The organism is Xenophilus azovorans DSM 13620, from assembly GCF_000745855.1.
Classification (GTDB): Bacteria; Pseudomonadota; Gammaproteobacteria; order Burkholderiales; family Burkholderiaceae_C; genus Xenophilus; species Xenophilus azovorans.
In genome coordinates, this window is the sequence record NZ_JQKD01000018.1 from 46,151 (window position 1) to 64,241 (window position 18,091).

Genomic DNA, 18,091 nt, shown 5'->3' on the forward strand with positions numbered 1-18,091 from the left:
CGCCCTTCAATGTCCGCTGGTGCCGAGGTAGGCCTCGATCACCTTCTCGTTCTTCTGCACCTCGGCCGGCGTGCCCTCGGCGATCTGCTTGCCGTAGTCGAGCACCGTCACCCGGTCACACAGGCCCATGATCAGCTTCACGTCGTGCTCGATGATGAGCACGGTGCGGTTGTCCTTGCGGATCTGGTCGATGAGCTGGCGAAGCTGCACCTTCTCGGTGGCGTTCATGCCGGCGGCCGGCTCGTCCAGCGCGATGAGCTGCGGGTCGGTGGCCAGCGCGCGGGCGATCTCCAGGCGGCGCTGGTCGCCGTAGCTGAGCGTGCGGGCCTTGTAGTCGGCGTACTTGCCCACGCCCACGTACTCCAGCAGCTCGTGCGCGCGCTCGGCGATCGCCTTCTCCTCGGCCTTGAAGCCGGGCGTGCGGAAGATGGCGCCGAACACGCCCGAGTGCGTGCGCACGTGGCGCCCGACCATCACGTTCTCCAGCGCCGTCATCTCGGCGAACAGGCGGATGTTCTGGAAGGTGCGCGCGATGCCGGCCTTGGCGACCTCGTGCACGGCCGTGGGCGTGTAGGGCTTGCCGGCCAGCTCGAAGGTGCCGCTGTCGGGCGTGTAGAGGCCCGTGATGACGTTGAAGAAGGTGGTCTTGCCGGCGCCGTTGGGGCCGATCAGGCCGTAGACCTGGCCGCGCTCGATCTTGATGCCGACGTCCGACAGGGCCTGCAGGCCGCCGAAGCGCTTGGAGATGCCGCTGACGTGGAGGATGGTGTCTGCCATGTGGGTGTGCTCCATCCGTCAGGGGTTGATCGACATGGGGCGGTTGGCGCCGCCGGCGATCTCGTCGGCGGGCGTGTCCACGCCGGGCTCGATGGCCTGCGTGGAGCCGGGCACCGGATCCGGCGCCTTGCGGCCCTTGAGCGACTTGCCGTGCTCCGGCGAGGGCCACAGGCCGCGCGGCCGGGTGAGCATGATCAGGATCATCGACAGCGCGATGAAGAGCTGCCGCAGGATCGAGGCGTCCAGCCGTCCGTCGGTCATCGACTGCAGCGGGCCGGCCACGTAGCGCAGCACTTCGGGCAGCGCCGCCAGCAGCACCGCGCCGAGGATCACGCCCGGCAGGTGGCCGATGCCGCCCAGCACCACCATGGAGACGATCATCACCGACTCCATCAGGTTGAAGGACTCGGGCGAGACGAAGCCCTGGAAGGCGGCGAACATGGCGCCCGAGACGCCGCCGAAGCTGGCGCCCATGCCGAAGGCCAGCAGCTTCATGTTGCGGGTGTTGATGCCCATGGCCTTGGCGGCGATCTCGTCCTCTCGGATCGCCATCCAGCCGCGGCCCACGCGCGAGCTCTGCAGGCGGTAGGAGATGATGACGGTGAAGATCACCAGCACCAGGAACAGGTAGTAGTACAGCGACACCGAGGAGATGGTGTAGTCGCCGATCTTCAGCGGCCGGCCGAGGTTCAGGCCGAAGATGCGGATCGAGTCGATGCCGGTGATGCCCTTGGGGCCGTTGGTGACGTTGTAGGGATGGTCCAGCGTGTTCAGGAACACGCGGATGATCTCGCCGAAGCCCAGCGTCACGATGGCCAGGTAGTCGCCGCGCAGCTTGAGCGTGGGCGCGCCCAGCAGGGCCCCGAGCAGCGCCGCCACCACCAGCGCCGCCGGTATCACCAGGATCAGCGAGGTGTGGAAGCCGTTGGGGAACATGGCCTTCAGCGCCTCGAAGTTGTCCGTGAGCTGGGTCGAGCCCAGCAGCGCGAACAGGTAGGCGCCGATGGCGAAGAAGGCGACGTAGCCCAGGTCCAGCAGGCCGGCGTAGCCGACCACGATGTTCAGGCCCAGCGCCAGCAGCACGTACAGCAGCGCGATGTCGACGATGCGCACCCAGGCGTTGCCCTGCGTCTGCAGCAGCAGCGGCAGCACCAGCAGCGCCGCCGCCGCGACGAGGAAGACGACGAGTTTCTTGGCGTTCATGCTCGGTCCCTCCTCAGGCGCGGTCGGCCACCCGTTCGCCCAGCAGGCCGGAGGGCCGCACGGTGAGCGTCAGGATGAGGATGATGAAGGCGAAGATGTCGCTGTGCTGGCTGCCCAGCACGCCGCCTGTGACGTCGGCGAGGTAGCCCGCGCCCACCGCTTCGATGAGCCCCAGCAGCAGCCCGCCGACCACCGCGCCGGCCAGGTTGCCGATGCCGCCGAACACGGCCGCGGTGAAGGCCTTCAGGCCGGGGATGAAGCCCATCGCGTGCTGCGCGATGCCGTAGTTGGAGGCGTACATCACGCCGGCGATGGCGGCCAGCACGGCGCCGATGATGAAGGTGGCGGAGATCACCGTGTCGGGCCGGATGCCCATGAGCGCCGCCACGCGCGGGTTTTCGGCCGTGGCGCGCATCGCGCGGCCGAGCTTGGTGTAGTTGACCAGCCACATCAGCACGCTCAGCGAGACGGCCGTGACCGCCAGGATCATCACCTGCGTCGGCGAGATGTTGGCGCCGGCGAAATGGATCGACTCGCTGGGCAGCAGCGTGGGATAGGCCTTGTTGGTCGGCCGCCAGATGATCATCGCCAGCGTCTGCAGCAGGATCGACATGCCGATGGCGGTGATCAGCGGCGCGAGCTTGGGGCTGTTGCGCAGCGGCCGGTAGGCCACCTTCTCGATCACGAAGTTCAGCGTGGCGGCCACCACGCAGGCAATCACCAGCGCGATGAGCAGCACCAGCCAGCCGGGCGTGCCGGCCATGGACGTCTGCATCCACCCGATGATGGTCCAGCTGGTCAGCGCGCCGACCATGAGCACCTCGCCGTGGGCGAAATTGATGAGGTTGATGATGCCGTACACCATGGTGTAGCCGAGGGCTATCAGGGCGTACATGCTGCCGAGGACCAGACCGTTGATGATCTGTTGCAGCAATATTTCCATGGAAGAGATCCCTTTGTTTATGCGGTCGGTGGAGGCGCTCATTGCCGGCCCATGCGCCGGTCGGCACCCAGGGCTGGCTAGCAAAAAACCCGCCAGCATGGGTGATGGGCGGGTTGGGGTGGCGGGATTTTAGTGACGCGCCAAGGCCGTTCCGGGGGGTGTCCGACACGGGTTTTCCCGGTGGACGCGGCAGCCTGTTGCGCATGCCGGCATGCCGCCCGCGCATGGCTGCAAGCGCGTATCAGCCGCCAGCCTGTTCGTCGTTGCGGCGACGCAGTTCGCGCAGCTTGTCGGCGATGCGGATTTCCAGCCCGCGCTCCACGGGGCGGTAGAAGCCCGGCGCCGCCATGCCCTCGGGCAGGTAGTTCTCGCCGGCGGCGAAGCCGCCCTCCTCGTCGTGCGCGTAGCGGTAGCCCTTGCCGTAGTCGAGCTGCTTCATCAGCTTGGTGGGGGCATTGCGCAGGTGCATCGGCACCGGGCGGGAGCCATCCTGCTTGACGAAGGCCTTGGCCTCGTTGAAGGCGGCGTACACGGCGTTGGACTTGGGCGCGACGGCCAGGTAGACCACGCACTGCGCCAGCGCCAGCTCGCCCTCGGGTGAACCCAGGCGCTCGTAGCTCTCGGCGGCGTCGAGCGCCAGGCGCAGTGCGCGCGGGTCGGCCAGGCCGATGTCCTCGCTGGCCATGCGCACCAGGCGGCGCGCCATGTAGCGTGGGTCGGCGCCGCCGTCGAGCATGCGCACGAACCAGTACAGCGCCGCGTCCGGATCGCTGCCACGCACCGACTTGTGCAGCGCGCTGATGGTGTCGTAGAACTGCTCGCCGCCCTTGTCGTAGCGGCGCATGCGCTCGCCCAGCACGCGCAGCAGCCAGGCGTCGTCGATGCGCTCGCGCCGCTCGGCGCCGGCCGCGACGGCGAGCGTCTCCAGCGTGTTCAGCAGGCGCCGGGCGTCGCCGTCGGCATAGGCGATCAGCCGGTCGAGCGCGGCGTCTTCCAGCGCGGGCACGGCGCCGATCTCCTGGGCGCGCGTCACGATCTGCCGCAGATCGTCTTCGGCCAGCGGCTGCAGCACATAGACGGCCGCCCGCGACAGCAGCGCCGAGTTGACCTCGAAGGAGGGGTTCTCCGTGGTCGCGCCGATGAAGGTGAACAGGCCCGATTCGACGTGCGGCAGGAACGCGTCCTGCTGGCTCTTGTTGAATCGGTGCACCTCGTCGACGAAGACGATGGTGCGCTGCTGCGCGAGGCCGTCGCGGGCCAGCGTGGCGCGCTCCACCGCCTCGCGGATGTCCTTCACGCCGCCCAGCACCGCGCTGATGGGGATGAACTGGGCGTCGAAGGCGTCGGCCATCAGCCGCGCGATGGTGGTCTTGCCCACGCCCGGCGGGCCCCAGAGGATGCACGAGTGCGGCTGGCCCGACTCGAAGGCGATGCGCAGCGGCATGCCCGGGCCCAGCAGGTGCTGCTGGCCGATGACCTCGCCCAGGTTGCGCGGGCGCAGGCGTTCGGCCAGGGGTTGGTGCGAGGCGGCGGACATGGAAAGGGTTATACCGGCAGGCCGGCGGCGGGGTTCACTGCCGGATCACGTCGGCGCCCGCCGGCGGCTTGAACTGGAAGGTGTCGGCGGGCAGCGCCGGGTTGAGTTCGACCTTGGCGAAGCGCAGCACCGAACGCTGGCCGAAGGCGTCGAGGATATCCAGCGCCGCCAGCGCCTCGCCCTGGAAGCCGATCTGCACGCTCTGCAGTTGCGCGTCGCGCGACTTCGGCGTGGCCTTCACCCATTGCAGGCCGTCGCGCTCGGGCTGCTCCTCCAGCGTGAAATCCGCCTCCAGCGCGCGCAGGTCGGCGGCCGAGGCGATGATCGCCGCCGGCGTCGAGCCCAGCGCCTGCGCCTGGGCACGCTGCGTGACCTGGTTGAGGTCGGCGTCGTAGAGCGACAGCGTCCTGCCGTCCGCCACGATGGTCTGGGCGAAGGGCTTGCGGTAGTCGAAGCGGAAGCGCCCGGGCCGCTGGAACTCGAAGCTGCCGGTGGAGGTCTTGGCGCGCTGCGCCTGGCCTTCCCTGGGCGGCGGCGTCACGGTCTGGGTGAACTCGGCGCGGCCGGACTTCGCGTTCTTGACGAAAGCCTCCAGGCTGTCCATGCCGCCGGCGCTGGCCGCGGCGGCCGCGGCGCCCAGGGCCAGCGCGGCGAGCAGGCGGGGAAAGCGGTTCATGCTTGTTCTGACCTTTCTAAACGGGAGATGGAATGCCGATTGGAGCTTCGCGGCCTGCCGGCGTTGCAGCCGGCACGTTTCGCGCGGGCAAAGCAATGCAAGTGATCGTCACGCGGTTGCGGAAGCGGCGCCATCGGCCCGGTCCACGGGCGCACCGCCGACCGCGTCCGACGGACGCGGCCTACTCCGGGCGCGCGGGCACCAGGATGTCGCGCTTGCCGTCGGCCGTCATGGCGCTGACCAGGCCGGCGCTCTCCATGTCCTCCACCAGCCGCGCGGCGCGGTTGTAGCCGATCTTCAAGTGGCGCTGCACCAGCGAGATGCTGGCCTTGCGGTTCTTCAGCACCACCTCGACGGCCTGGTCGTACATCGGGTCCTTCTCGCCGCCGGCATCGCCGCCGCCGAAGACGTCGCCGCCCTCGCCGTCCACCGTGCCTCCCTCGAGCACGCCCTCGATGTAGTCGGGCTCGCCCTGGCTCTTGAGGTAGGCCACCACGCGATGCACTTCGTCGTCGGAGACGAAGGCGCCGTGCACCCGCACCGGCAGGCCGGTGCCGCTGGCCATGTAGAGCATGTCGCCCATGCCCAGCAGCGCCTCGGCGCCCATCTGGTCGAGGATGGTGCGCGAATCGATCTTGCTCGAGACCTGGAAGGCGATGCGCGTCGGGATGTTGGCCTTGATCAGGCCGGTGATCACGTCCACGCTGGGCCGCTGCGTCGCCAGGATCAGGTGGATACCGGCGGCGCGCGCCTTCTGCGCCAGGCGGGCGATCAGCTCCTCGATCTTCTTGCCGACCACCATCATCAGGTCGGCCAGCTCGTCGATGACGACCACGATGTGCGGTTCGCGCTTGAGCGGCTCGGGGTCGTCGGGCGTGAGGCTGAAGGGGTTGTAGATGAATTCCTCGCGCGCCTTGGCCTCGTCGATCTTGGTGTTGTAGCCGGCCAGGTTGCGCACGCCCAGCTTGCTCATCAGCTTGTAGCGGCGCTCCATCTCGGCCACACACCAGTTCAGGCCGTGCGCCGCCTGCCGCATGTCGGTGACCACCGGCGCCAGCAGGTGCGGGATGCCCTCGTAGACCGACATCTCCAGCATCTTGGGGTCGATCATCAGGAGGCGCACGTCGTTCGCCTCGGCCTTGTAGAGCAGCGAGAGGATCATCGCGTTGATCCCCACCGACTTGCCCGAGCCGGTGGTGCCGGCCACCAGCACGTGCGGCATCTTCGCCAGGTCGGCCACCACCGGGTTGCCCACGATGTCCTTGCCCAGGCCCATGGTCAGCATCGACCGGGCCTCGTTGTAGACCTGCGAGCCCAGGATCTCGCTGAGCTTGATCATCTGGCGCTTGGCGTTGGGCAGTTCCAGCGCCATGTAGTTCTTGCCGGGAATGGTCTCGATCACGCGGATCGACACCAGCGACAGCGAGCGCGCGAGGTCCTTGGCCAGGTTGACGATCTGTGAGCCCTTCACGCCGGTGGCGGGCTCGATCTCGTAGCGGGTGATGACGGGGCCGGGCGAAGCCAGCACCACGCGCACCTCGACGCCGAAGTCCTTGAGCTTCTTCTCGATCAGGCGCGAGGTCATCTCCAGCGTCTCGGGCGAGACGGTTTCCTGGCGGCCGGGGGCGGCGTCGAGCAGGTCGACCTGCGGCAGCTTGCTGTCGGGCAGTTCCTTGAACAGCGGCTTCTGCCGCTCCTTGACCACGCGGTCGCTCCGCGGCACCTCGGTCAGGGCGGGCTCGATCTGCACCGGCGGCGCCTTCTCGCGGCGCTTCGGCCGCGGCTGGGCGGCCGCCGGGTCGGCGGCATCGTCGCCCGGCACGGCGTCGTCGAGCGCGTCGAAGTCGCGCTCCAGGGCGCCGACCTCCTCGCGCTCGCGGCGCGCCTGCCGGCCCAGCGCGATGTCCTGCGCGATCTCGCGCTTCTCGCGCCGCATCTCGAACAGCGAATACAGCCGCGCGCCGATGCGCTCGGCCACGTGCGCCCACGAGAAGCGGAACACCAGCGCCGAGCCGATCACGCCGGCAGCGATCGCCACCAGCGCCGAGCCGGTGAAGCCCAGCCACTTCACGCCCAGCGGGCCGACGAAGTAGCCGAGCACGCCGCCGCCGTGGCCGGGCAGCCGGAACTCCAGCCGGTACAGCCGCGACCATTCCAGGATGGCGCTGGCCGCCAGCAGCAGCAGCAGCCCGAACCAGAAGGCCAGGCGGCTGCGGTTGAAGCGCCCGCGCGGCGGCGCATCGGCGGCCGGCTCGCCGCCGCGCAGCCAGTGGGCCAGCGACGACAGCCAGACCCGCACGCCGGCGGCGAAGCACCACCAGATGGAGTAGCCGGCGAGGTAGTAGCTCGCGTCGGCCACCCAGGCGCCGAGGCGGCCGGCCCAGTTCTTGACCGCGCCGCCGCTGCCGGAGGTGGACCAGGCGGCGTCCGAGGGCGTGTAGCTGAACATCGCCAGCAGCCAGAACAGCAGCAGCGCCATGCCGGCGATGAGCGAGATCTCGTGCGCGAAGCGCATGGCGCGTACGCGCACCGGCGGCGCTTCGGCGTCCACCGGTGAATGCAGGGTATGGAGCGAATAGGTCATGGACAAGGGCTGCCGGCCCGGCTGCCATCCGGGCCACCGGCAAGCCTACAACGGAAAGAAGCCCGGCCGGTCCAACGAACCGGCCGAGGCGTGCAAAACGGCGGTGTCCGGCAGCCTGGCCACACCGCTCACACCTTCTCAGGCCATGGTCATCAGCCGTTCCTTGACGATCACCGAACCGTCCGGCTGGGTCTGGACGAAGCCGCGCTCCTCCAGGTCCTTCATGACGCGGCTGACCATCTCGCGCGATGCGCCCACCATCTTGGCCAGATCCTGGCGCGAGATCTTCTCGCGGATCTTCAGGTTGCCGACGCCGTCGTCCTGCGCGAATTCGAGCAGCGAGCGCGCCACGCGGCCGTACACGTCCATCAACGCCAGCGACTCGATCTTGCGGTCGGCGTGGCGCAGGCGCTGCACCAGACCGCGCATGATGTTGTAGGACATGGAGGAGTTCTCGGGCAGGCAGCGCGAGAAGGCCTCGCGGCCGAGCATCAGCACGTCGGTCTGGACCTCGGTGCGCACGGTGGCCGAGTGCGGCTCGTCGTCGATCAGGCTCATCTCGCCGATGTAGTCGCCCGGCTGCAGCGTGGCGAGGATGACTTCGCGGCCCCGGTTATCAGCGCTCATCACGCGCGCCCGGCCGGTCAGGATGATGTAGAGAGCGTCGGACTTCTTGCCCTGTTCGACGATCATCTCGGCCCGCTTGAAGCGGCGCTTGATGATGGCATCGGCGATGCTGGCGGACTGTGCGGGCGTCAGCGCCGAGAACAGTGGCACGCGCCGCAGCAGCTCAAGGTTGGACAACATCGACATGCACGAACCCCCAGTGACTGATTGTTTTGTGCGTCCCTGCCCCGGCCCTCATGGCCTGAGGCAATCGCACGCATAGAAAATGACCGGACCGCCCGTCTTGAACCAGGCGGGATACTCCCGTATCTGCCTGTGAAAATGTACACGGTGCAGCCGTCTTTCTCCTAGGGTTCACAGTTTATGTCCTCTCCCCAGCACGCCCGCGTCCTCATCCTCGGCTCCGGCCCGGCCGGCTACACGGCCGCCGTCTACGCCGCCCGCGCCAACCTCCAGCCCCTGCTCATCACCGGCCTGACCCAGGGCGGCCAGCTCATGACCACCACCGAGGTCGACAACTGGCCGGCCGACGTGCACGGCGTCCAGGGGCCGGACCTGATGCAGCGCTTCCTGGAGCACGCGGAGCGTTTCAAGACGCAGATCGTGTTCGACCACATCGGCCAGGTCGACCTCGGCAAGCGCCCGTTCACGCTCACCGGCGACAACGGCACCTACACCTGCGACACGCTGATCGTCGCCACCGGCGCGTCGGCCAAGTACCTGGGCCTGCCTTCCGAGGAGGCCTTCATGGGCCGCGGCGTCTCGGCCTGCGCCACCTGCGACGGCTTCTTCTACCGGGAGCAGGACGTGTGCGTGATCGGCGGCGGCAACACCGCCGTCGAGGAGGCGCTGTACCTGGCCAACATCGCGCGCAAAGTCACGCTGGTGCACCGGCGCGACAAATTCCGCGCCGAGCCGATCCTGGTCGACAAGGTGATGAAGAAGGTCGCCGAGGGCAAGATCGAGCTCAAGCTGCACAGCGAGCTGGACGAGGTGCTGGGCGACGACAGCGGCGTGACGGGCATCCGCATCCGCAACGCCCAGACCGGCGCCACCGAGCAGATCGACCTGAAGGGCTGCTTCATCGCCATCGGCCACCATCCCAACACCGACATCTTCCAGGGCCAGTTGGAGATGAAGGACAACTACATCCTCACCCGCTCCGGCCTGCAGGGCTTCGCCACCATGACCAGCGTGCCCGGCGTGTTCGCGGCCGGCGACGTGCAGGACCACGTCTACCGCCAGGCCATCACCAGCGCCGGCACCGGCTGCATGGCCGCGCTGGACGCCCAGCGCTTCCTGGAGCAGGACGGGGTGCTGTAAGCCGCCTCGACGGCCTCCTCCTTGGCGGGAGGCTCGTCTTCCTGCTAGAATGCTTGGCTTTGCCGAGATTGGCACGCCTTCGGCGTTCCCGGCAGACAGGTTACCGCCACCTGCTTTCTGGCGAGGTCAGGCCGTTCGCACCCCAGCGCCCTTTTGTGAAGGGCACCCGCGCGGTGCCGGCCGTGTTCATTGAAAGAGTGTCCTCATGGCACGCGTATGTGAAGTCACGGGCAAGGGCCCGATGGTTGGGAACAACGTCTCCCACGCCAACAACAAGACCAAGCGCCGGTTCATGCCGAACCTGCAATATCGCCGCTTCTGGGTCGAGAGCGAGAACCGCTGGGTGCGCCTGCGCGTCTCCGGCGCTGCACTGCGCCTGATCGACAAGAAGGGCATCGACGTCGTGCTCGCCGACATGCGCGCGCGCGGCCAGGCCTGATTCGCCCGGCCCCATCACTGACAGGAGCACCACACCATGGCTACGAGCAAAGGCGGCCGCGAGAAGATCAAGCTGGAGTCCACCGCGGGCACCGGCCACTTCTACACCACGAGCAAGAACAAGAAGACGATGCCCGAGAAGATGTCGATCATGAAGTTCGACCCGAAGGCCCGCAAGCACGTCGAGTACAAGGAAATCAAGCTGAAGTAATTCAGCTTCTTCCCCATCAAAAAGCCCCGCATCGCGGGGCTTTTTTGTCATAGATCGCGCGAAGCAACGCGCAGCGCGATCCCTCCATGCAAAAGGCCGGATTCACTCCGGCCTTTTGCATCTGATCGAGACCCACTCTGAAGTCGCTCAGCGACTTCGGAGTGATGAGCTGTCAGGCGCGCACCGCACGCAGGCGCACGGAGAACTCCTGCAGCGCGGCGATGCCGCTGGCTTCCGCGCGGTGGCACCAAGCCGCCAGATCGGCAGCGAGTTGCTCGCGCGACTGCGAGGTGTTCATCCACATCTGGCGCAGTTCCTCGCGCATGGTGACCATCTTGTCCAGCACGGGGTGGGTGGCGCGGGCCTGGGCCAGGTGGGCGCGGGCCGCGGCCGGCACCTTGTCGTCATCGCGGTGCAGCCAGCGCTTGGCCGCCTTGAGCACCGCCAGGTCGGCGCCCTTGCCCTGCAGCTGCGCGATCTCCTGCTTGCAGGTGCGGCGCATCTCGCGGGCGTAGCGGGCCATCACCTCGTAGCGGTTGGCGATCACGGCCTCCAGCGTCTTCTCGTCGGCCACCGGCTTCACGTCGCCCATCTGCAGGCGCGGCGGCACCTTCTTGACCTTGGCCCAGCCCACCGCCTGCATCATGCGGATATAGACCCAGCCGATGTCGAACTCGTACTTCTTGACCGAGAACTTGGCCGAGGTCGGGTAGGTGTGGTGGTTGTTGTGCAGTTCCTCGCCGCCGATGATGACGCCCCATGGCGTCAGATTGGTGCTGGCGTCGGGCGCCTCGAAGTTGCGATAGCCCCAGTAGTGGCCCAGGCCGTTGACGACGCCGGCCGCCCAGAAGGGAATCCACAGCATCTGCACCGCCCACACGGTGGCGCCGACGCCGCCGAACAGAGCCAGGTTCAGGATCAGCATCAGGCCGACGCCCTGCCAGCCGAAGCGGCTGTAGACGTTGCGCTCCATCCAGTCGTCGGGCGTGCCGTGGCCGAACTTCTTGAGGGTGTCCTGGTTCTTGGCCTCGGCGCGATACAGCTCGGCGCCGCGCCACATCACGGTGTCGATGCCGCGGGTCTGCGGGCTGTGCGGGTCGTCTTCCGTCTCGCACTTGGCGTGGTGCTTGCGGTGGATGGCGACCCATTCCTTGGTCACCATGCCGGTGCCGATCCAGAGCCAGAAGCGGAAGAAATGGGATGGGATGGGGCCCAGGTCCATCGCGCGGTGCGCCTGCGTGCGGTGCAGGAAGATGGTCACCGCCATGATGGTGATGTGGGTCGTGGCCAGGGTGTAGAGGACGATCTCCCACCAGGTCAGGTTCCACAGACCATGGCCGAGCCAGTCGAGGGCCGAGCTCAGGACGGCGGAATCAGCAAACATATCGATTAACTCCAGACGGCGCGGCGAAGGCCGGCCTCAAGGTGAATCCGCCGATTTTAAGGCCGAGGGGTGTTCTCAACCCCTTGTTTTCCCTCAGAAAAGTGGCGAATTCAGGGCTTTGGAGACAGCTTCAGGCGCGCCGGTTCCAGATGGCGGCAAAGAATCCGTCCGTGCCGTGCCGATGCGGCCACAGCCGCAGGTACAGCGCACCGCCCTCCCCGCCCGCGGCCAGGGAGGCGGCCTCCCGCACCTTGAGCTGCGCCAGCACCTGCCCGGCCGGCAGCGGCGCGAAGTCCCCGTGCGCCGCGCCGAAGGCCTCGGCGATGGCCTCGTTCTCCTCCCGCAGCAGGCTGCAGGTGGCGTAGACCAGCCGCCCGCCCGGCTTCACCAGCCGCGCCGCGCTGGCGAGGATGGCGGTCTGGCGCGCGGCCAGCTCGCGCACCGCCTCGGGGTTCTGGCGCCACTTGAGGTCCGGGTTGCGGCGCAGGGTGCCCAGCCCCGAGCAGGGCGCATCGACCAGCACGCGGTCGATCTTGCCGGCCAGGCGCCCGACGCGCTCGTCGCGCTCGTGTGCCAGGGCGGCGGGATGCACGTTCGCCAGGCCGCTGCGCGCCAGCCGCGGCTTGAGCGCGTCGAGCCGGTGGGCGGAGGTGTCGAAGGCATAGAGCCGGCCGGTGTTGCGCATGGCAGCGCCCAGGGCCAGCGTCTTGCCACCGGCACCGGCGCAGAAGTCCACCACCATCTCGCCGCGGCGGGCGTCCGTGAGCAGGGCCAGCAGCTGTGAGCCCTCGTCCTGCACCTCGATCGCGCCGCGGGTGAAGGCATCGAGCTTCTGGATCGCCGGCTTGCCCGCCAGGCGCAGGCCCCAGGGCGAGTACGGCGTCTCGCCGGCCTGCAGGCCGGCGGCAGCCAGTTCTTCGCGCACAGCCGCACGCTTGGCGGCCAGCAGGTTGACCCGCAGGTCGAGCGGCGCCGGCTGCAGCAGCGCCTCGGCCAGCGCGGGGAAGTCGTCGCCGACCTGCGCCTGCAGGGCGTCGGCCAGCCAGTCCGGCAGGTTGTGCCGATGCGGCGCCGACAGTTCGTCGGGCGGCACGGCGTCGCAGGCTTCCAGCCAGCGCGCCTCGGCCTCGGTCAGTGCGCTGCGGAGGAACTCCCTCTCGCCAGGGAAGCCGAGGATCGCCAGGCGGCGCTCGCGTGGGCCGCTGCCCGAGCGGGCCAGGTGCTCGAACAGCCGCCTGCGCCGCAGCACGGCATAGACGGTCTCGGTCAGTGTGGCGCGCTCGCGCGAGCCCAGTTGGCGATGCTCGCGGAAGTGGCGCGAGACCACTGCGTCGGCAGGATGGTCGAAGGTCATCACCTGCGCCACCAGTTGGGCGCAGGCGTCGAGCAGGGCGCGGGGGTGCACGTCAGTGCCGTCCGGCCGCCCGAAGCGATGAGCGCGGGGCCGGTCTCATTTCAGCCGCAGCCCAGCGCCTTGACGCGGTTGCGTGCCGTGAGCTGCACGCTCAGCCGCGTGGGGTTGAGTTCCATGGTCGCCGGCTGGCCCGGCTTCAGCGCCCGCACCACCTGCGCGTTGGCGCGGTGGCGCAGCGCCGCCTCCAGTTCGGGCGTGTAGGGCTGGCCGATGGCGAACTGTGCGCCAGTTGCATCGCACAGGGGCGGCGGAGGCTCCGGCGGCGCCGCGGGAGGGGGCGGCGGCGCGGACGCCGGCGGGGGCGGTGGTGCGGCACACCCGGCCAGCGCGACGGCGGCCAGCAGGGGAATCAGGGCGATCCGGCGGTGCATCGGGTGCATACGGGCTCCTTGGTCGGAATGGGAAGAAGAGAAGTCACTCAGCCGGCCGCGCGGCGACCTGCGCAGCCAGCCAGCCGGCGATGGCGCGCGGATAGAGGCGATGCTCCTGCGACAGCACGCGCTGCGCCAGCGCCTGCGGCGTGTCGCCCGGCAGCACCGGCACCACGGCCTGGCCCAGGATGGGCCCGTGGTCCAGTTCGGTCGTGACCTGGTGCACCGTCGCGCCGGCCACGGTGCAGCCGGCCTCGATGGCGCGCCGGTGCGTGTCCAGGCCCGGAAAGGCGGGCAGCAGCGAGGGATGGATGTTGACCAGCCGGCCGGCGTAGCGCTGCACGAAACCCGGCGTGAGGATGCGCATGAAGCCGGCCAGCACCACCAGCGCCGGGCGGTGCGCGTCGATGCGCTCGGCCAGGGCGGCGTCGAAGTCCTCGCGGCGGTCGAAGTCCTGGTGGCGCACGGCTACGGTCTCGATCCCCTGCTCGCGCGCGAAGACGAGGCCCGCGGCGTCCGGCCGGTTGCTCAGCACCAGCGACACGCGGGCGCCGTAGCGCGCCTGCCAGCGCTGCGCCTGCGCCGCCCGCACGATGGCGGCCATGTTGGAGCCGGTGCCGGAAATGAGGATGACCAGGGGACGGTCGGCGCGGCCCGTCATCGGCGGATCTGCGCGGCGCAGGCCGCGCCCGGACGGGGAGTGAAACGATGGCGCGAGGGATGCATACTGGCCGCGGATTATCCCGTGTCGCCCGGCGGACTCGGCCGCACGAACGACCGTGCTAAAAACCCCGGCTTCTCTGGAGACCCCCATGGATTTGGCCTTTACCCCCGAAGAACAGAAGTTCCGCGAGGACGTCCGCGCCTGGGTCGCGGAACACCTGCCCAAGGAGACTGCCCACAAGGTGCACAACGCGCTGGAACTGACGCGCGAGGACATCCAGGGCTGGGCGAAGATCCTCGGCAAGAAGGGCTGGCTCGGCTACGGCTGGCCCAAGGAGTTCGGCGGCCCCGGCTGGACTGCCGTGCAGCGCCACCTGTTCGAGGAAGAGTGCGCCCTGGCCGGCGCGCCGCGCATCATCCCCTTCGGGCCGGTGATGGTGGCACCGGTGATCATGGCCTTCGGCTCGCCCGAGCAGCAGAAGCGCTTCCTGCCCGGCATCGCCAGCGGCGAGGTGTGGTGGAGCCAGGGCTACAGCGAGCCGGGCTCCGGCTCCGACCTGGCCTCGCTGCGCACCCGCGCCGAGCGCAAGGGCGACAAGTACGTCGTCAACGGCCAGAAGACCTGGACCACGCTCGGCCAGTACGGCGACTGGATGTTCAACCTGGTGCGCACCAGCACCGAGGGCAAGCCGCAGACGGGCATCAGCTTCATCGTGCTGGACATGAAGTCGCCCGGCATCACGGTGCGCCCCATCAAGCTGATGGACGGCGGCTTCGAGGTCAATGACGTGTTCTTCGACAACGTCGAGGTGCCGGCCGAGAACCTGATCGGTGAGGAGAACAAGGGCTGGACCTACGCCAAGCACCTGCTCAGCCACGAGCGCACCAACATCGCCGACGTGAACCGCGCCAAGCGCGAGCTGGAGCGCCTCAAGCGCATCGCCAAGGCCGAGGGCGTGTGGGACGATCTGCGCTTCCGCGACGAGATCGCCAGGCTGGAGGTGGACATCGTCGCGCTGGAGATGCTCGTGCTGCGCGTGCTCTCGGCCGCCACCTCGGGCAAGAACTCGCTGGACATCGCCGGCCTGCTCAAGATCAAGGGCAGCGAGATCCAGCAGCGCTACTCGGAACTGATGATGCTCGCCGGCGGCCCCTTCTCGCTGCCGCTGATCCGCGAGGCCATGCATGCCGGCTGGCAAGGCGACTTCCCCGGCGGCAATCCGACGCTGGCGCCGCTGGCCTCGACCTACTTCAACATGCGCAAGACCACGATCTATGGCGGCAGCAACGAGGTTCAACGCAACATCGTCGCCCAGACCGTGCTGGGCTGACAGGAGACAGACACCATGGACTTCGATTTTTCCGACGACCAGCAGCAGTTGCGCGACGCCGTCGCCAAGTGGGTGGACAAGGGCTACAGCTTCGAGCGCCGCCGCGCCATCGAGGCCGCCGGCGGCTTCTCGCGCGAGGCCTGGGACGAACTGGCCGAACTGGGCCTGGGCGGCCTGCTGATCCCCGAGGACGACGGCGGCCTGGGCATGGGCGCGGTCGAGATGATGGTGGTGATGGAAGAGCTGGGCCGCGGCATCGTGCTCGAGCCGCTGGCGCAGTCCTTCATCGCCGGCGCCGTGCTGGCCGGCCATGCCGACGAGGCCACGCGCACCGAATGGCTGCCGCGCATCGCCGGCGGCCAGGCGCTGGTGGTGCTGGCGCAGCAGGAGAAGAAGGCACGCTACAGGCTCGACGTGTGCGAGGCGCAGGCCGCCAAGGCGGGCAGCGGCTACACGGTCACGGGCGCCAAGAGCGTGGTGCCGGCCGGCGACCAGGCCGATGCCTACCTGGTGCCCGCCCGGCTCGACGGGAAGATCGCCCTCTTCCTCGTGCCGCGGTCCGAGGACGGCGTGGCCGCCCGCGGCTACGGCACGCAGGACGGCAGCCGCGCGGCCGAGGTCGTGTTCGACAAGGCGTCCGCCGCGCTGGTCGCGGCCGACGGCCTGCCGGTGCTGGAGCATGCGGTGGACATCGGCATCGCCGCCGCCTGCGCCGAAGGCGTGGGCGCGATGGACAAGATGCTGGCGCTGACCGTCGAGTACCTCAACACCCGCAAGCAGTTCGGTGTGCTGATCGGCAGCTTCCAGGCGCTGCGCCACCGCGCGGCCGACATGAAGATGCAGCTGGAGCTGGCGCGCTCGATGAGCTACTACGCCAACCTCAAGCTGGGCGCCCCGGCCGCCGAGCGCCGCCAGGCCGCGGCGCGCGCCAAGTACCAGCTCGGCGTGTCGATGCGCTTCGTCAGCCAGTCGGCGGTGCAGATGCACGGCGGCATCGGCGTGACCGACGAGTACGTCGGCAGCCACTACTTCCGCAAGCTCACGCAGATGGAGATGACCTACGGCGACACGCTGCATCACCTGGGCGAGGTGTCGGCCCGCATGCAGGACACGGCCGGCGTCTTCGCCTGAGGCCGCGCTTCGACGAACGACGCACCGCGCCCGCCGGCACCGCGCCGGCGGGCGTTTTTGTTTATAAGGCAGGCTTCAGGAGACACGTCCCATGACCCAGCGCAGACAACTCGTGATCGGCGCGCCCGCCCTGCTCGCCCTTGCCGCCTGTTCCACCATGCCTGCCTCGAACGACCGTCCGCCCATCGTCTTCGTGCACGGCAACGGCGACTCGGCGGCGCTGTGGCAGACGACGATCTGGCGCTTCGAGTCCAACGGCTGGCCGCGCAACCGCCTGTTCGCCTTCGACCAGCCGATGCCCCTGGCGCGCGACGACGACGCGGTGGCCCAGCCGGGGCGCAGCTCGACCGCCGAGTCCATGGCCTTCCTCAAGGCGCAGGTGCGTCGCGTGATGGACGCGACGGGCGCCGCCAGGGTGATCCTGATCGGCAATTCACGCGGCGGCAACACGATCCGCAACTACGTGCAGAACGGCGGCGGGGCGGCGCACGTGAGCCACGTGGTGCTGGGCGGCAACCCGGCGCACGGCATCTGGGCCGTGCCAGGTTTGCGTGAAGGCAGCGAGTTCTCGGGCCTGTCGCCCTTCATGAAGCAGCTCAACGCGCCCAAGGGACCGAACGGCGACGAGGTCACGCCCGGCGTGCAATGGCTCACCCTGCGCTCTGACAACAACGACAAGTACGCGCAGCCCGAGGGCACCTGGATCGGCGCACCCGGCAAGCCCACGAACGTCAGTCACGACGGACCGGCCCTCAAGGGCGCGACCAATGTGGTCCTGCCAGGGGTGGACCATCGGGAGACCTCCTTCTCGCCGGCTGCCTTCGCCGCCGCATGGCGCTTCCTCACCGGCCAGGCGCCGCAGCGCACCGACATCGCGCCCGAAGCCGAAGTGGTGCTCGACGGCCGCCTGACCGGCCTGGGGCTGGACAGCAACAACCCCGCGAGCGGCGACTTCGCCAACAACCTGCCGGTCGTCGGCGCGCGGCTGGCCGTCTACGCCGTCGACCCCGCCACCGGCGCGCGCCGGGGCGAGGCGGTGTGGCACAAGGTCATCGGCCCGGACGGCCGCTGGGGGCCGTTCACCGGCCGCAGCGCCGCGAGCTACGAATTCGAGATCAGCGCGCCCGGATACGCCACCACGCACGTCTACCGCAGCCCCTTCCCGCGCTCGAGCAGCGTCCTCAACGTGCGCCCCGAGCGGCCGGCCGCGGCAGACCGCGACGCGAAGGCGCTGGTCATCTTCACCCGCCCGCGCGGCTACTTCGACGCCCGGCGCGACCGCATACGCCTGGACGGGCAGACGGCCCTGCCCGGCGTGCCGCCCAGCGGCGCCGGCATCGCGACCAGCCGGCTGCGGCTGGCCGGCGACGTGCAGCGCAGCGTGGCCGGCGAATTCAACGGCGAGCGCATCGTCGGCCTGGCCTGGCCCTTCGCCGGCGGGCATCTGAGCGTGCTCGAGCTGACCTATTGAGCCTGGA

General features: G+C 69.1%; 17 protein-coding genes. 6 read left to right on the forward strand and 11 right to left on the reverse strand.

Annotated features, from left to right (window positions below; genetic code table 11):
- Positions 1-6 precede the first annotated feature (6 nt).
- From Q392_RS11635 to Q392_RS11665, 7 genes are all read right to left on the reverse strand, one after another.
- The gene (locus Q392_RS11635; RefSeq protein ID WP_038206812.1) at positions 7-777 is read right to left on the reverse strand and encodes an ABC transporter ATP-binding protein; all 771 of its coding nucleotides are present in this window, start codon (positions 775-777) and stop codon (positions 7-9) included.
- Between the two features lie 18 nt (positions 778-795).
- Entirely contained in the window at positions 796-1,980 is a 1,185-nt protein-coding gene (locus Q392_RS11640; RefSeq protein ID WP_038206815.1) for a branched-chain amino acid ABC transporter permease, read from the reverse strand.
- A 13-nt stretch (positions 1,981-1,993) separates the two neighbouring features.
- Positions 1,994-2,923, reverse strand: a complete 930-nt coding sequence (locus Q392_RS11645; protein WP_038206818.1) for a branched-chain amino acid ABC transporter permease — start codon at positions 2,921-2,923, stop codon at positions 1,994-1,996.
- Positions 2,924-3,164: 241 nt separating this feature from the next.
- Positions 3,165-4,460 (reverse strand): replication-associated recombination protein A, encoded by a 1,296-nt coding sequence (locus tag Q392_RS11650; RefSeq protein WP_038206821.1) that lies wholly within the window; start codon positions 4,458-4,460, stop codon positions 3,165-3,167.
- 34 nt (positions 4,461-4,494) lie between these two features.
- Positions 4,495-5,136, reverse strand: coding sequence for an outer membrane lipoprotein periplasmic chaperone LolA (lolA, locus tag Q392_RS11655; RefSeq protein ID WP_038206824.1), 642 nt, complete (start codon positions 5,134-5,136; stop codon positions 4,495-4,497).
- 181 nt (positions 5,137-5,317) lie between these two features.
- Positions 5,318-7,720, reverse strand: a complete 2,403-nt coding sequence (locus Q392_RS11660; protein WP_038206826.1) for a DNA translocase FtsK — start codon at positions 7,718-7,720, stop codon at positions 5,318-5,320.
- Positions 7,721-7,858: 138 nt separating this feature from the next.
- Positions 7,859-8,533 carry a Crp/Fnr family transcriptional regulator gene (locus Q392_RS11665; protein WP_038206833.1) on the reverse strand — a complete coding sequence of 225 codons (675 nt, stop codon included), beginning with the start codon at positions 8,531-8,533 and terminating at the stop codon, positions 7,859-7,861.
- A 177-nt stretch (positions 8,534-8,710) separates the two neighbouring features.
- On the opposite strand from Q392_RS11665, the gene trxB reads away from it, so the two are divergent.
- The 3 genes from trxB (at position 8,711) to rpmG (ending at position 10,319) form a co-directional block, all read left to right on the forward strand.
- Positions 8,711-9,670, forward strand: coding sequence for a thioredoxin-disulfide reductase (trxB, locus tag Q392_RS11670; protein ID WP_038206837.1), 960 nt, complete (start codon positions 8,711-8,713; stop codon positions 9,668-9,670).
- Positions 9,671-9,875: 205 nt separating this feature from the next.
- On the forward strand, positions 9,876-10,109 hold the full coding sequence (gene rpmB / locus Q392_RS11675) for a 50S ribosomal protein L28 (RefSeq protein WP_038206842.1): 234 nt from the start codon (positions 9,876-9,878) through the stop codon (positions 10,107-10,109).
- A gap of 36 nt (positions 10,110-10,145) precedes the next feature.
- Positions 10,146-10,319 (forward strand): 50S ribosomal protein L33, encoded by a 174-nt coding sequence (gene rpmG / locus Q392_RS11680; protein WP_007830291.1) that lies wholly within the window; start codon positions 10,146-10,148, stop codon positions 10,317-10,319.
- 172 nt (positions 10,320-10,491) lie between these two features.
- Here rpmG and Q392_RS11685 read toward each other — a convergent pair whose 3' ends face one another.
- The 4 genes from Q392_RS11685 to purN form a co-directional block, all read right to left on the reverse strand.
- Positions 10,492-11,703 carry a DesA family fatty acid desaturase gene (locus tag Q392_RS11685; protein ID WP_038206858.1) on the reverse strand — a complete coding sequence of 404 codons (1,212 nt, stop codon included), beginning with the start codon at positions 11,701-11,703 and terminating at the stop codon, positions 10,492-10,494.
- Positions 11,704-11,833: 130 nt separating this feature from the next.
- Positions 11,834-13,108 carry an RsmB/NOP family class I SAM-dependent RNA methyltransferase gene (locus Q392_RS11690; RefSeq protein ID WP_038206861.1) on the reverse strand — a complete coding sequence of 425 codons (1,275 nt, stop codon included), beginning with the start codon at positions 13,106-13,108 and terminating at the stop codon, positions 11,834-11,836.
- Between the two features lie 50 nt (positions 13,109-13,158).
- The gene (locus Q392_RS11695) at positions 13,159-13,497 is read right to left on the reverse strand and encodes an I78 family peptidase inhibitor (RefSeq protein ID WP_245610702.1); all 339 of its coding nucleotides are present in this window, start codon (positions 13,495-13,497) and stop codon (positions 13,159-13,161) included.
- A gap of 34 nt (positions 13,498-13,531) precedes the next feature.
- Positions 13,532-14,149, reverse strand: a complete 618-nt coding sequence (gene purN, locus Q392_RS11700) for a phosphoribosylglycinamide formyltransferase (protein WP_038206863.1) — start codon at positions 14,147-14,149, stop codon at positions 13,532-13,534.
- 151 nt (positions 14,150-14,300) lie between these two features.
- Here purN and Q392_RS11705 point away from each other — a divergent pair, with 151 nt between their 5' ends.
- The 3 genes from Q392_RS11705 to Q392_RS11715 all read left to right on the forward strand — a co-directional run bounded on the left by Q392_RS11705 (position 14,301) and on the right by Q392_RS11715 (position 18,084).
- The gene (locus Q392_RS11705; RefSeq protein ID WP_038206866.1) at positions 14,301-15,482 is read left to right on the forward strand and encodes an acyl-CoA dehydrogenase family protein; all 1,182 of its coding nucleotides are present in this window, start codon (positions 14,301-14,303) and stop codon (positions 15,480-15,482) included.
- Between the two features lie 15 nt (positions 15,483-15,497).
- On the forward strand, positions 15,498-16,613 hold the full coding sequence (locus tag Q392_RS11710) for an acyl-CoA dehydrogenase family protein (protein WP_038206869.1): 1,116 nt from the start codon (positions 15,498-15,500) through the stop codon (positions 16,611-16,613).
- 91 nt (positions 16,614-16,704) lie between these two features.
- Positions 16,705-18,084: an alpha/beta fold hydrolase gene (locus tag Q392_RS11715; RefSeq protein WP_038206873.1), complete on the forward strand. Its 1,380-nt coding sequence runs from the start codon at positions 16,705-16,707 to the stop codon at positions 18,082-18,084.
- Positions 18,085-18,091: the final 7 nt, after the last annotated feature.

Excerpts from the sequence above, each read along its gene's own strand:
- Q392_RS11635 (WP_038206812.1), bottom strand. The coding sequence starts at position 777 with ATGGCAGACACCATCCTCCACGTCAGCGGCATCTCCAAGCGCTTCGGC.
- Q392_RS11640 (WP_038206815.1), bottom strand. The coding sequence starts at position 1,980 with ATGAACGCCAAGAAACTCGTCGTCTTCCTCGTCGCGGCGGCGGCGCTG.
- Q392_RS11645 (WP_038206818.1), bottom strand. The coding sequence starts at position 2,923 with ATGGAAATATTGCTGCAACAGATCATCAACGGTCTGGTCCTCGGCAGC.
- Q392_RS11650 (WP_038206821.1), bottom strand. The coding sequence starts at position 4,460 with ATGTCCGCCGCCTCGCACCAACCCCTGGCCGAACGCCTGCGCCCGCGC.
- lolA (WP_038206824.1), bottom strand. The coding sequence starts at position 5,136 with ATGAACCGCTTTCCCCGCCTGCTCGCCGCGCTGGCCCTGGGCGCCGCG.
- Q392_RS11660 (WP_038206826.1), bottom strand. The coding sequence starts at position 7,720 with ATGACCTATTCGCTCCATACCCTGCATTCACCGGTGGACGCCGAAGCG.
- Q392_RS11665 (WP_038206833.1), bottom strand. The coding sequence starts at position 8,533 with ATGTCGATGTTGTCCAACCTTGAGCTGCTGCGGCGCGTGCCACTGTTC.
- trxB (WP_038206837.1), top strand. The coding sequence starts at position 8,711 with ATGTCCTCTCCCCAGCACGCCCGCGTCCTCATCCTCGGCTCCGGCCCG.
- rpmB (WP_038206842.1), top strand. The coding sequence starts at position 9,876 with ATGGCACGCGTATGTGAAGTCACGGGCAAGGGCCCGATGGTTGGGAAC.
- rpmG (WP_007830291.1), top strand. The coding sequence starts at position 10,146 with ATGGCTACGAGCAAAGGCGGCCGCGAGAAGATCAAGCTGGAGTCCACC.
- Q392_RS11685 (WP_038206858.1), bottom strand. The coding sequence starts at position 11,703 with ATGTTTGCTGATTCCGCCGTCCTGAGCTCGGCCCTCGACTGGCTCGGC.
- Q392_RS11695 (WP_245610702.1), bottom strand. The coding sequence starts at position 13,497 with ATGCACCCGATGCACCGCCGGATCGCCCTGATTCCCCTGCTGGCCGCC.
- purN (WP_038206863.1), bottom strand. The coding sequence starts at position 14,149 with ATGACGGGCCGCGCCGACCGTCCCCTGGTCATCCTCATTTCCGGCACC.
- Q392_RS11705 (WP_038206866.1), top strand. The coding sequence starts at position 14,301 with ATGGATTTGGCCTTTACCCCCGAAGAACAGAAGTTCCGCGAGGACGTC.
- Q392_RS11710 (WP_038206869.1), top strand. The coding sequence starts at position 15,498 with ATGGACTTCGATTTTTCCGACGACCAGCAGCAGTTGCGCGACGCCGTC.
- Q392_RS11715 (WP_038206873.1), top strand. The coding sequence starts at position 16,705 with ATGACCCAGCGCAGACAACTCGTGATCGGCGCGCCCGCCCTGCTCGCC.